General features: G+C 59.3%; 10 protein-coding genes and 1 pseudogene. 6 read left to right on the top strand and 5 right to left on the bottom strand.

What is annotated here, in order from left to right:
* Positions 1-23 precede the first annotated feature (23 nt).
* The 5 genes and pseudogenes from FA94_RS30075 to FA94_RS30095 form a co-directional block, all read right to left on the bottom strand.
* Entirely contained in the window at positions 24-845 is an 822-nt protein-coding gene (locus FA94_RS30075; protein ID WP_035558293.1) for an FAD binding domain-containing protein, read from the bottom strand.
* Complete coding sequence (locus FA94_RS30080) at positions 842-3,889, bottom strand: xanthine dehydrogenase family protein molybdopterin-binding subunit (RefSeq protein WP_035563498.1); 3,048 nt, start codon at positions 3,887-3,889, stop codon at positions 842-844. Before FA94_RS30080 ends, FA94_RS30075 begins: the two co-directional genes overlap by 4 nt.
* A 328-nt stretch (positions 3,890-4,217) precedes the next feature.
* Positions 4,218-5,090 carry a helix-turn-helix transcriptional regulator gene (locus tag FA94_RS30085; protein ID WP_035558296.1) on the bottom strand — a complete coding sequence of 291 codons (873 nt, stop codon included), beginning with the start codon at positions 5,088-5,090 and terminating at the stop codon, positions 4,218-4,220.
* Positions 5,091-5,469: 379 nt separating this feature from the next.
* A complete protein-coding gene (locus FA94_RS30090) occupies positions 5,470-6,276 on the bottom strand; it encodes an enoyl-CoA hydratase/isomerase family protein (RefSeq protein WP_035558301.1) in 807 nt (268 codons plus the stop codon).
* Positions 6,277-6,733: 457 nt separating this feature from the next.
* Positions 6,734-7,360 (bottom strand): annotated as a pseudogene (locus FA94_RS30095) (guanosine monophosphate reductase); the annotation flags it as partial.
* Between the two features lie 721 nt (positions 7,361-8,081).
* Between FA94_RS30095 and FA94_RS30100 the strand changes: the two are divergent.
* Genes FA94_RS30100 through FA94_RS30125 form a run of 6 tightly spaced genes read left to right on the top strand, consistent with a single transcriptional unit; the run spans position 8,082 to position 12,520 of the window.
* A complete protein-coding gene (locus FA94_RS30100; RefSeq protein WP_035558304.1) occupies positions 8,082-9,050 on the top strand; it encodes a CobW family GTP-binding protein in 969 nt (322 codons plus the stop codon).
* A gap of 45 nt (positions 9,051-9,095) precedes the next feature.
* Positions 9,096-9,599, top strand: coding sequence for a DUF1097 domain-containing protein (locus tag FA94_RS30105; RefSeq protein WP_035558306.1), 504 nt, complete (start codon positions 9,096-9,098; stop codon positions 9,597-9,599).
* Between the two features lie 48 nt (positions 9,600-9,647).
* On the top strand, positions 9,648-10,391 hold the full coding sequence (gene nthB, locus FA94_RS30110; RefSeq protein ID WP_035558309.1) for a nitrile hydratase subunit beta: 744 nt from the start codon (positions 9,648-9,650) through the stop codon (positions 10,389-10,391).
* A 24-nt stretch (positions 10,392-10,415) separates the two neighbouring features.
* On the top strand, positions 10,416-11,042 hold the full coding sequence (nthA, locus tag FA94_RS30115; protein ID WP_035558311.1) for a nitrile hydratase subunit alpha: 627 nt from the start codon (positions 10,416-10,418) through the stop codon (positions 11,040-11,042).
* Positions 11,043-11,050: 8 nt separating this feature from the next.
* The gene (locus FA94_RS30120) at positions 11,051-11,440 is read left to right on the top strand and encodes a nitrile hydratase accessory protein (protein WP_035558313.1); all 390 of its coding nucleotides are present in this window, start codon (positions 11,051-11,053) and stop codon (positions 11,438-11,440) included.
* A 30-nt stretch (positions 11,441-11,470) separates the two neighbouring features.
* On the top strand, positions 11,471-12,520 hold the full coding sequence (locus FA94_RS30125) for a HoxN/HupN/NixA family nickel/cobalt transporter (RefSeq protein ID WP_156126736.1): 1,050 nt from the start codon (positions 11,471-11,473) through the stop codon (positions 12,518-12,520).
* Positions 12,521-12,554 lie beyond the last annotated feature (34 nt).

A 12,554-nucleotide genomic window follows, 5' to 3' on the forward strand; every position in this document is an offset into this window, starting at 1 on the left:
TGGATTACTGCCTTTTCCTCTAATCACGTCGCCTCCTGTATAGCCTTCCAACCAAGCTGTCGAACCAGATGCCTTCGATAAGCCGCACTGACATGAGCATCGTCCTGCGCACCGAGCTTCCATGCGAGGTCATTGAGCGCGCCACGTAGATCATCTCCGTCCAGTTTTGGCAATGTTTCTACGACTGGACGATCAGATACTCCGCCGACGCCAATTCTTATCGCCTCATCCGTCACCACCGCCGCACACGACACCAAGGCAAAGTCGCCGTGTCGTGCAGAGAGTTCGGTGAAACCAAAGCGCTGCCCCGGCCGCGCCAGGGGGAAACGTACGGCGGCAACAAGCTCATCGGGCTCGCGCGCAGTCATCAACATCCCCTGGAAAAAGGCCTCAGCGCTCAAGACGCGCTTGCGCTTTTTAGACCTCAGCATGACGTCTCCTCCAAGCGTCGCCAACGCCAGGGGCAATTCGGCACTAGGGTCTGCGTGCGCGACCGAGCCACACACCGTTCCACGGTTACGAATCTGAAAGTGGGATATCTGCGGAAAAATGAGCGTCAATAGCGGAACCTCGTCGGCGAGCGTCTTTCGCCACTCGACCTGCCCCTGCGTCGCCGCGGCGCCAACAACGAGATGACCACCCGGTGTATCGGCCTCCACGACGTTCAGGTCTTCGGTACGGGAGATGTCGACGAGCCAGCGAGGCTGTGCCAATCGCATGTTTAAGACCGCCATAAGCGACTGGCCGCCGGCCAGGACACGCGCATCCGCGCCGCCATGATGCAGCGCCTCGAGCGCATGCTCTGTATCCATCGCGCGCAGGTAACTAAACTCGGGCGGCTTCATGAAGACCTCCTGAACCATCCCGCAATTTTTTTGAACCAGGAATTGCTGCCCTTGATCGGCATTCCGGACGCCTGCCGGCCCAAGGACTCGAACAACTGCGAAAGCACGACTTTTGCTGCACCCTCCAGCATTCGCCCTCCGACCGCGGCCACTTTCCCAGACACCTGCGCCTCGTAGTCGTACGACAGCAAGGTGCCTTTCGCGGTCGGCGTGAGTTCGACGAGGCCCTCGCCCTGAGCGCTTCCTAACGACGACAGTCCCGCGCCGGCCAGACGCAATCTCTTCGGCGCTTCGATATCCGACAGCCCTATCTTTGCTTCGAAACGGGCTTTGATCATGCCTACGCCAACGGTCACATCGGCCCGGTACTGGTTCTCGCCAATGGTCTCCAACGCATTACAGCCCGGAACCACCTTCGCGAGCGCAGCAGGGTCCATCAGAACGGCGAACACTGCTTCCGGCGTGGCTTCGATCTCGACGCTGCCTTGCGCCGTCAGCGCCTTCCCCGCTCCCGCCTGCTTTTTCTTCGGTGTCGCCCCACGATATTCGGGTCGCGACGGTTCCGGTTCGTCGATGCCAATCATCTCCATTACCTTTGCTGGAGTGAGCGGCAGCCGAATATCCTGGACGCCCAGAGCGTCCGCCACCGCGTTAGCCACGCAAGGCGGCGTGCTCATGTTGTTGCCCTCGCCAAGCCCCTTCGCACCAAGCGGCGTGAAAGGCGAAGGGGTTTCCAGGTGGATGATGATCGGGTCGGGCACTTCGCAGGTAGTTGGCATCAGATAGTCAGCGAGCGTGCCCGACTGGAAGCTTCCGTCCGCGCCATATCTGAACTCTTCGTAGAGCGCCGCACCCAGTCCTTGTGCGAAAGCGCCACGAATCTGGCCGTCGGCAAGGGCGGGATTCAATAACTTGCCCGCGTCATGGGTGGTCACGTACCGGTCAATGCGAATGCGCCCCGTCGCCGGGTCAATCTCGATTCCGCACATATCAAATGCGAACCCGTAACAGGCGGACGTATTGATCCTGTCCTCCGCATCGGGCGGTTCCATATTTGGCGGCGTCCAGAACACGGTCTCGCGAAGACCCGGCTCCTCCCCTTCGGGCAACAGTGAGGGAGCCCAGTGAGCTGCATTGCTAGCAACACGGTTGAACGGGAGTGCCTTCTCCGGCTGCTGCTTCGAGAAAATCCGCCCGTCTTCGAAAGCGATATCCTCCGGCTTGCACCCGAATTGAGCAGATAAGATGCGGCTAAGCTTGTCCTTCACTCGCATTGCCGCGAGATGGACCGTCCCAGCTACGGCGCCCGCAAATCGACTCGAGTAGTTCCCGGACGCGACCGACCAGGCATCCTTGTGCGTATCGAACTCAACATTGACGACGATATCCGCCGGGTTCAAACCGAGCGCGTCTGCGACGACCTGCGCGCAAACGGTCATATGGCCTTGTCCCGCCGGCGTGGAGGCCACAGTTACCACAACGCCCCCAAGCAGGTCGACGCTCACGGTCGCGCTGGCGATCGCACCGCTTTTTGGCCCAGCTTTGCGACGAGCCTCGACCGGCAACACGGTCGAGATATATCCCATGTTCGATACCGATGGTTCCACGATTGCGGCGAAACCTATTCCGTAGAGTCGCCCTTCGCTACGCGCAAGCTCACGGCGCTTAACGAGTTCGTCATAACCTCCCTCAGACAAGGAACGCCGAAGCGCTTCCTGATAATTCCCCGAGTCCAGAAGCGCACCCGCCGGCGTCCGATACGGAAACGCGTTGGACGCCACGAAATTCCGGCGATATACGTCGAGTACATCAAGCTGCAACTCAATGGCGATTCGTTGCACGAGTCGCTCGAGCGCGAAATACACCTGCGGTCCGCCAAAGCCTCGCACGAGCCCGGTCGGCGTTTTGGTTGTCAGGGCGACACGATTGCGCACGAGGAGATTGGGGATTGCATACGCCCCGGTCAGGCATCCATGCATCCGGTAGAAGGTCGCGGGCTCCGGCGCACGCAGATAGCCCCCGCAATCCTCAATCTGGTCGTAGGACAGCGCAGTAATACGCCCATCGCTCTCAACGGCGGCATCGATGGTGCTCCAGCGTGCCGTCGCGGACGTGGCGGCGGTAAGATGTTCGAGCCGGTCCTCGACCCATTTGACAGGCGCGCCGGCCTTACGTGAGGCGAGACACATCAACACGACGTACGGAAAGACGGCTTGCTTCACGCCAAAGCTGCCACCGGAATCACGCGGCGCTTTATGGCGCAAACGATTCGCCGGCACCTTGAGCGCCATCGACATCACCGCGTGGAGCGAGAAAGGCCCCATGAAATTCGACGTCACCTCATAGCCTTCATCCCCTTGCAGATGCTCGGCAATGACAACCGCGCATTCAATCGGCGTACAGGTGTTTCGGGGATAATGCGCCTCAATCGATACGCGATGAGGCGCCTTCGCGAATGCCTCTTCCGGCTCTCCATATCGAAAATTCCGGTCGCTCACGATGTTCGTCCCAACCTTTGGATGCAGGATTGGCGCATCGTCGGCCATGGCCGCCTGAATCGAAGTCACGGGAGCGAGCGGTGTGTAGTCGACCTTGATGCGCTCGATTCCGTCTTCGGCCATTGCACGTGACTCTGCAATCACCACCGCTACGGGTTCGCCGCTGTAACGGACACGGTCGATCGCAAGCGACCAGTGCTCCATGGTCGACTTCACACCAACCACAAACGGCTGCGACCACTGTCGAATATCCTCGCCGGTCAAGACGGCGTGCACCCCTTTTTGTGTGAGCGCCGCGCTGACGTCAATGCCGTTAATCTCTGCGTGAGGATGAGGCGAGCGGAGCACTGCAGCGTGCAATGTGCCGGGCTTGACTGCGATGTCGTCCCCGTACCGACCTCTTCCCGTCAGAATGGCCGCATCCTCAAGCCGTTCCATGGATCGCCCCAGGTAAGGAGTGCGCTCCGGCGTGGCCTCGGGGGTGGCGGGGATGGACGTACGGTTTGCGTGCCGCTCAACCAGTAATTCGGTCACGGATTCGCTCATTTGTGTCTCCTGCATTTTTCGTCGCGCTGCCGCATCAAAATTTGCGACTCGTGTCGCTTGTGCGCGCGCACGGGCATATCTCGAACGACTGATCACCTGACAGTCAGGCGCAGCCACTTTCGACCCGCACGAGAAATGTAACGCGGAGGGGCCGGGATCGGCTTACCTCAACGTCGTCCCAATTACCCTGGAGTCTGATGCTTTGCAGTCGACGCGTTTCCGGCAAAGACGCTTTCGCCGCCCGCAAATCGGGTAGGCGTCGTCGTTTCGCCGGCGGGTTGCAGACGATAAAACCCGGGGGAAATTTTGACCGTCCCGTTCGCTCGCGTCAGATTTCGACCTGATCGAGATTGGGATCGTAGATATCCACGACCTTGCGGTATTCACTCGGCGTAATGCCGAGATGCTGACGGAAAAACCGCGTGAAATGCCCAGGCGCCGAAAATCCCAGGTCGTACGAGATATCGGTCATCGAATTGCTGGTTGAGGACAGGTCTTTGATGGCTGCCTCCATACGCAATACGTTGAGGTAGACGTTGGGGGTGACGCCGGTGCAGCGATGAAACAGCGCGAAGAAGTGAGCACGTGACAAGCCGCAATGCTCCGCCAGTCCGTTCATGTCCGGATCGGCCCCGGTATTCTCGCGAAGCCAGGATATCGCCTTCCGGATGCGAGGGTCACTCGGGCGACGGCTGGCGACTTCCATCTGTCTCGACAATTCACGCCAGCTCTTTCCGGGGTCTATGACCGCGATCATCAAGTCGCAAAGCAGCCCCTCCAGACGCCCCGCAGCGATACTATCGGACCACCACATCTCAAGTCCAAGCTCCTCCGATAGTTTTCGCGCCGAGGCAGACATGGGCACGCAGGGCTGCGGGAAAAACTCAGGGCGTCCAGCGTGTCCGAGCGGATGTTGCACTTGAGCCAACCAGTCGGGCTCGATATACATCGCAAGAATGATCGTGTGCTGTTCCGCCTGGCTATTGTGTACGTAGGCGTGCGACTCCCAAGGATTTACAAGCACAGCCGTATCGGCCGTCAGGGGCTGCAATTCATCACGCACAGCAAAGAATGTGTCAGGTCCGGCCGCTTTTATCAGCAAATGGCAATGGTGATGAGCGTGCTGAACCAGCGGTGCGTCCATATCCAGCAACGCCACCCGACCGAACCTGCCCTGGTAAATTTTGATCGCACTGGACACTTGTCTGGTCCCTCATAGCAGACACATCGCATCGAGCCACGCATGCGATGTGGTTGTCTCCTTCTTACCCGTAGCGCCCTCGACTGCTATCGAAAATCCCGTGGCGGCTATGAGCTTTCTTTCCTCGTATGCGACCCGCACTTCGCCGCGATGTGTCTGCCCGCCCAGATGGACCGGACGAGCAATCGATTCAACCTTCCTCTGCTGGCCGTCAGGGCAGAACACTCGTTGATGCGCCCAGGAAATGGGAACTAATCGCCGTCATTTCAATTCGCAGACGCGCCACGAGAGTATCGCCGGTCATCTCACTGAAGCGTTCAGCGGATCACGTATCGTGCCACAAACGCGACATGCAACCGGTTGGTTGAATCGGGTCGCCTTAGCTACCGTTGAAAACAGCCTTGCGTTTCTCATGGAACGCCTCGACGCCTTCGCGGAAGTCGTTGGAACTACGCAGACGGCTGTAGCTGTGGCCTTCGAGTTCAATTGCAATCGACAACGGAGCATCCTCCGTGTCGTTCAGCAGCTTCTTCGCGGTACGCTGCGCTAAAGGCGAGAACGCAAGCAATTCACGGACAAGAGAATCTGTCGCACTTTCCAGTTCTGCGTCCGCTACCAGTTCGGTCGCAATGCCCCAGTTGTACGCCTGCTCTCCGGTAATGCGACGTGAGCGCATGACGATATCCTTCGTACGCCCGATCCCTACCATTTTCTGCAGACGCGCGGAGCCACCAGAGCCCGGAATCTGACCAAGCTTTTGTTCTGGAAGCGCATACAGCGTCGTCTCTGTTGCGATTCTGAAGTCGCACGCAAGCGACAGTTCGAAACCGACGCCGAAGCAGTACCCCCGATTTTCAGCGATTACCGGCTTACTGCACCGCGCCGGCGCCGCGATGTTCCATGCCAGCTTCGAGACATGTTCAGGCGAGGCTTCGATAAACCCTTTGATATCGCCACCGCTCGAAAAGTGCTCGCCAACAGCGCGAACCACGATCACGCGAACCCTCGGATCATCGTCCAAAGCCTCGAATGCGGCACGCAGCTGATCGCGCTGCAACATGGACACGATATTGAATGGCGGCCGGTCAAATACGATGTCGGCACGGGAGTCCGCCTCTTTAAACTCCACCCGAAAGCCATCGGGTTCCGCAAGCAGTCGTTGAGCGGGATGAACGATTCTGGTCATAGAAGTTCCTCTGTTGACGATGGTAAGGGTTACCCTCTCACTTGACCTGCCACTCGAAGGCATGACGAACGGCGGGATGTCGATCGAGCGTGCAGTCAAGTCTGATCATTGACAGCAATGAGGCCGGTAAAGCGTTGGACGCATTGGCCGCGCAAGTGGAAGATGTCTCGCAAATTATGTTGGTGGTTCCTGCTCAGGGCTCAGCCGAACCACCCGGCACCTGAGGCAGAAAATCGTTAATGCAGTATCGGACAACACTCAAGCGGCTGCTTACCAGCGAGTTCGGCGAGTTACCCTGGAGTCTGATTTTGTGACTCGGCGCGGGTTGACCGCGAAGCGAAAGGGCAATGTTTCGGACGGCGTTGTTGGCGGAATGGCGAATCGGGTCGCCGTAGACAAGAGCGCCAAGCAAGCCCGGCGTCCGCATGCAAACACCGCGCACATCCTATGTCGCAAGTCACCTCAGCCGATAATTCGGAGCTTCCCTGGTGATTTGAACGTCATGCACATGTGACTCGCGAAGGCCTGCACCCGTGATCTGCACCGTTTCCGCGCTGTCCTGAAACTCTTCGACGGTACCGCATCCGCAGTAGCCCATGCTCTCACGCAAGCCTCCAGCCATCTGAAAAATGATCGACGCGATAGGTCCTTTGTACTCAACCCGTGCCTCGATACCTTCCAGAACGAGCTTGTCGAGATTCGCAGAATTATCCTGAAAGTATCTGTCCGCCGATCCGTCTTTCATCGCCCCGATTGAACCCATACCGCGATACGCCTTGAACTGGCGTCCTTCGTACAGAAAAACCTCACCGGGCGACTCTTCGGTACCGGCAAGCAAGCTGCCGATCATCACGGAGTCTGCGCCTGCAGCCAGGGCTTTACTCGCGTCACCGGAGTACCGAACGCCCCCGTCCGAGATAACTGGAACACCTGAACCGCGAATCGCATCAGCGACAGATGCCACGGCAGTAACCTGCGGAACGCCGATCCCCGCCACGATGCGGGTGGTGCATATCGACCCTGGCCCGATACCAACTTTAACCGCGTCCGCGCCTGCGTCGACGAGGGCCTTTGCCGCCGCTGACCCTCTATGCCTATGACGCATTGGCTCGGGATTCGAGCGGGTGCGTTCCCGCCGGACTGCTTCAATCGCATGCGTCGCAATCGCTGTATGCATTTGATTTTCGATGTCGAACGCCAGCACTTCAGGACGCGGTAGCGTTAGGCCTCAACTGCAATCTATCCCTGAATTTCATGCCGGGTGCAAGTTGTCACCCTCTGTACGGAATCGACGCACTTCGTTCAACGGGCATCGATCTAATGCAGGGATTCTTCTTTTCCAAATCTCGCATTGGAAGCTTGCCCCAAGGTTCGACAGGAGCGGGGCGACGATATAGAAAGCGCCTCAACGTTCGCGTGAATCGTTCGGATAGTTCCATTCTTTCGCACCCGAACTTCGTCTTCATGGCCCGACACCTGTCAGGGCGTGACGAAATGTTTCCTGAATGCGCAACACCCGCCCGTTGATCTGTCAGGGCGTGCCCTTCGGAGAGTCATCTGCGCATGATCTCGGCACAATTTCGGCGAAACGTGCACCGGCGCGGGGCCCCTGGCGAGCGGATATCGCGACCTCTTTAAAAGCGGTCGCTGGCTGGATTTGACCAATCCGGCAAATCTGGCACTTTGGCACAGCGATTCAAGCCAAATGCTTCACGCGTCGGGCCAGTTGAGTCTTGTCGGCCCGAAAGTCGCTCTGTCTGCCTCATCTTCCGGCAGGTGTGCCGAAGAATATGAGGAGAGTGAAGATGCGGCTCAACAAAATTCCGACCACGGTGATCACCGGCTTTCTCGGCGCCGGCAAGACCACGCTGGTCAATCACCTTCTTGAACATGCGCGCCCTCTCCGCATCGGCATCATCGTCAACGAATTCGGCGAAGTCGGTGTCGATGGCGAACTGATCGTCGCCGACGAAAATGCGCTGGTGGAGATCAACAACGGCTGCGTATGCTGCACTGTCCGCAAGGACCTCGTTAAAAGCGTGTCCGAACTGCTCGAACGCCCGGGCGAGCCGCTAGCGCGTTTGATCGTGGAAACCTCCGGGCTGGCCGATCCCGCCCCGGTGTTACAGACCTTTCTTGCCGACCCGGATGTTCGCGAACGGGTGGAGCTGGAGTCGGTGGTCGCCGTCGTGGACGCGCATCATTTTCACGAGCAACTCCACAATGAGATTGCACGCGAGCAAGTCGTGTTCGCGGACCACATCATCATCAACAAGACCGATCTGGTTGATGCGCAGGAGGTGACGAGCCTCATCGCACGTATCCGCACACTCAACCCTAGCGCAGTTATCGACATTGCTCGTCACGGCGCGATCGACGTGAAATCGGTTCTCGGCACACGGCATTTCTCGCTGGATACGTTGCTCGCGGTCGAGCCGGATCTACTCGACGAAGGCGCACATGACCATGAACACGATAGCTCCATCACATCGTGTGCATTCGTTCTTCCAGGGCCACTGGACGCCACGCGCTTCAATCGCTGGGCCAACCAGCTCGTGCAGACCCACGGCCAACAACTCTTGCGCATGAAAGGGGTGCTGAACCTGCACGAAGAGCGTCGTCGCCTGCATTTCCATAGTGTCCACATGTTGCTCGACTCCAGCTTCGGAAAAGCGTGGGCGCGGGACGAACCGCGCGACAGCAAGTTCGTGATGATTGGCCGGGACCTCGACGTGCCGACCTTGCGCGATGGTTTGCGGGATTGCATGACCTGAGTGCCTATTTTTTTACCCACGTTCACTTACGTCCGGAGTTCAAAGATGAAAAAGTCAGAAGCCTATACCTTCAGCATCGGCGTGCTCGCGGTGGCCGATACATGGCTCACCGCCACCGTCTTTCCAGTGCCCGTGTGGGTCACGTTCATCGCGTGGGCGTCGTTCTTCGTACTCGGCGCGGGACGTGCAGGTTTCGTCAAATCAGTGGCGTCGAATCTGGCCGGCGCGGTGATCAGTTCACTCACCCTGCTTGCCATCGCAACGACTAGCGGCAGCGCGCTGGCGGTCGCTATCCTGGTCGGTGTCGGCAGCGCTGCGATGGTCCAGGCATCGAAGATCAAGCTGCTCGATGTACTGCCGGCGATCGTCTGGGGCTTCGCCTCGACGGTGGGCACAACCGTCGCGACCGGCAAACCCATCACCACGATCGGTCTGAGCAACCCCGGCCTCGTCGCGGCCGCGGCGCTCATAACCGGTGCCGCATTCGGGTTCGCGTCGGAACTGCTGGGCAACGCGCTTGCATTCAAACATGAGCACAAGCTCGGATAGGGCGTATGCGCCTCGCTTCCCCTACTCGCTAACTTACTGGAGTCAACTGTGAAACTACAGCACCACCTCGGCGGCGTCGAGAATCTGGGCCCCGTCAATGTCGAAACGCGTGTCTTCGTGGAGCCTTGGGAGCGTCGCATTTTCGGCATTCACACTGCCATGATGGCTGAGAGCAATCACCTCGGCGATGCGTTGCCGGCTTACCCGATCAAGACACTGCCGACCGCATTCAATAGCACATGGACATGGGCGTCGTTGCGCACCGGCGCGGAAGACATGCAACCATTCGAGTACTTCAAGTACCGTTACTACGAGAAATGGCTGATGGGTATCTCGCAGTTTTTTGTGGATCAGGGGTACATCACGGCCGCTGAACTCGCCGAACGCACTTCGCTCTATCGCGCCAATCCTCTGGCCCCTTTGCCGGAAAAACCCAGCGATCCGATCAGAGCGCAGATCGACGCTTATCTGGAGAAAGGCGATTCCGGCTATCACGAGCCGCGTGCTCCGGCGCGCTTCTCGAATGGAGAAACCGTGCAGATCGCGGATCCCGAAGCGGTCGATCACACCCGTTTGCCTGGGTATTTGCGCTGCAAGACCGGCAAGGTCGTCGAGGTGTATCCCGGCACATTTTCGTATTTCGTTTCAACCGGTGTGGATGGAATCGGCGAGCCGATGGCGGTCTACCGGGTCGCCTTCGACGCCGCCGACATTTGGGGCGAGGGAAAAAGCGAGCCCCACACCACGATCTACGCGGACCTGTACGAAGCCTACCTCCAGGCAACCGTCTAACCAGCGCAAAAAAAGGGAATTGTCATGACTCAACTGTTTCAGTATGACGGCGACCGTGAGGCGTCGAGCGCCGCTAAAGTGCGCGCGCTCGAAGCATTGCTGATCGAAAAAGGGGTAATCGGCAGCGACTCAGTCGACGCGGTGCTCGGCCACTTCGAAACCGCGGCGGGCCCGTTCAACGGCGCAAAGATTGTCGCCCGGGCGTGGGTCGACGAGGCGTTCAGGCAACGCCTCGTCGAGGATACGCCGAAGGCGATCGCGGAACTGGACCTGCCGGCCGGCATGTCCGGCGCGGAAGGGGAGCACATGGCGGCCGTGGCAAACGGCGACGGTGTGCACAACCTGATCATCTGCACGTTGTGCTCGTGCTATCCGTGGCCTGTGCTTGGCTTGCCGCCCTACTGGTACAAGGACCCGGTGTTTCGCGCTCGGGGCGTCCGCGAGCCACGAGCGGTATTGCGCGAATTTGGCGTCGACGTGCCGGCGGAAACCGAGGTCAAGGTGTGGGACAGCAGTGCGCAGATTCGCTGGTTCGTCGTGCCGGAGCGTCCCGCGAACACTGAACACCTGAGCGAACCTGAGTTGGCCGCGCTCGTGACACCGGAATCGATGATGGGTGTCGCGCTGGTCGCTTCGCCCGCTGCCGCGTGAGGTCGATCATGTTTACGCGCTTCGAGGAATATGCAGCGGCGTCGATGCTCGGCGCTGACGACTCTCCGCCACGGCTGGACGGCAAACTGGTGTTCTCCAGTCGTTGGGAGCGGGATGTGTTCGGCCTTGCGCTGTCGCTTTCGAAAGCGGGCTACTTCGAGTGGGAAGAGTTTCGCCAGTGCCTGATCGCGGCGATCGCGCGCTGGGAGTCGGCGCCGTGCGAAGGTCAGCCACGCTGGGATTACTACGAGCGTTTTCTCGAAGCACTGCTGGAGGTGGTCGAGTCGAGCGGAGTTCTGTCGCGCGACGAGCTCACGCAGATACTGGTCGCCAGACGGCCGGCGATAGCAACGGCAACGCATGCGGCAACGAGTCCGGCACACTTAAAAAGTCATTGAGTTTGAGTCTTCCCCAACCAGGAGAAACACATGGAAATGCTTAACGCCGTGATGACACGCGCCAACTCGCCTGCGCGCCGGAAGGTCGTCGCTATGTATGCGGCGCTCGCCCTCATCAACATTGTTGCGTGGGGGTGGGCGTGGATCGTACTGCGAGCGTCGCCCGCACTGATCGGCACCGCGTTTATCGCCTACAGTTTCGGCTTGCGCCACGCGATGGACGCAGACCATATCGCCGCGATCGACAACGTGACGCGCAAGCTGATGAACGACGGAAAACGTCCCGTGACGGTCGGCTTTTTCTTCGCGTTCGGCCATTCGCTGACCGTGGTATTCGGGGCGGTGGCCGTGGCGTTTACGACCAAAGCGCTGGCCCATCATTTCGATGCGTTTAAAGAAACCGGCGAGGCGGTTGGCGCCGTCGTATCCGCGTCGTTTCTGATCATGATCGGCGCGATGAATATCGTGGTGCTGCTGGGGCTATTCCGCGCGTTTGGACGCGTGCGCCGCGGTCAGCGTCACGACGGCGACCTTCGCCTGACGCAGTTCGACGGCAATCTGCTGGCGCGTCTGTTCAAGCCGCTGTTTCGTCTCGTCCGTTCGAGCTGGCTAATGCTGCCGCTCGGCATCCTGTTCGGGCTCGGCTTCGAAACGGCCACCGAAATGGCGCTGTTCGGCACTTCGGCCGCACAGGCATCGGCCGGCTTTTCGATCTGGACCATCCTGATGTTTCCGTGTCTGTTTGCGGCCGGCATGATCACCATCGACACGACCGACGGCATCCTGATGCTAGGCGCCTACGGCTGGGCCTTCGTCAAGCCCGTACGCAAGCTTTACTACAACCTGACGATCACGCTGATTTCCACGGTCGTCGCGCTGCTGATCGGCAGCATCGAGGCGCTCGGGCTGCTGGGCGACCAGTTGAGCCTGGCCGGTCCGTTCTGGCAAGCGATTGCTGGTCTCAACAATAATTTCGGCTTGCTAGGATATGGCATCGTCGCGGTGTTCGTGACCGGCTGGCTGGTGTCCGTTCTGCTTTACAAGTTGAAGGGATACGATCGCGAGACCGCCTCGGCCTGAGCGGGCGCCCACCATCCCCGACGATACCGTGGAC

Source organism: Burkholderia sp. 9120 (assembly GCF_000745015.1).
Classification (GTDB): Bacteria; Pseudomonadota; Gammaproteobacteria; order Burkholderiales; family Burkholderiaceae; genus Paraburkholderia.

Excerpts from the sequence above, each read along its gene's own strand:
- FA94_RS30105 (WP_035558306.1), top strand. The coding sequence starts at position 9,096 with ATGAAAAAGTCAGAAGCCTATACCTTCAGCATCGGCGTGCTCGCGGTG.
- FA94_RS30080 (WP_035563498.1), bottom strand. The coding sequence starts at position 3,889 with ATGAGCGAATCCGTGACCGAATTACTGGTTGAGCGGCACGCAAACCGT.
- nthA (WP_035558311.1), top strand. The coding sequence starts at position 10,416 with ATGACTCAACTGTTTCAGTATGACGGCGACCGTGAGGCGTCGAGCGCC.
- FA94_RS30075 (WP_035558293.1), bottom strand. The coding sequence starts at position 845 with ATGAAGCCGCCCGAGTTTAGTTACCTGCGCGCGATGGATACAGAGCAT.
- FA94_RS30120 (WP_035558313.1), top strand. The coding sequence starts at position 11,051 with ATGTTTACGCGCTTCGAGGAATATGCAGCGGCGTCGATGCTCGGCGCT.
- FA94_RS30090 (WP_035558301.1), bottom strand. The coding sequence starts at position 6,276 with ATGACCAGAATCGTTCATCCCGCTCAACGACTGCTTGCGGAACCCGAT.
- FA94_RS30125 (WP_156126736.1), top strand. The coding sequence starts at position 11,471 with ATGGAAATGCTTAACGCCGTGATGACACGCGCCAACTCGCCTGCGCGC.
- FA94_RS30100 (WP_035558304.1), top strand. The coding sequence starts at position 8,082 with ATGCGGCTCAACAAAATTCCGACCACGGTGATCACCGGCTTTCTCGGC.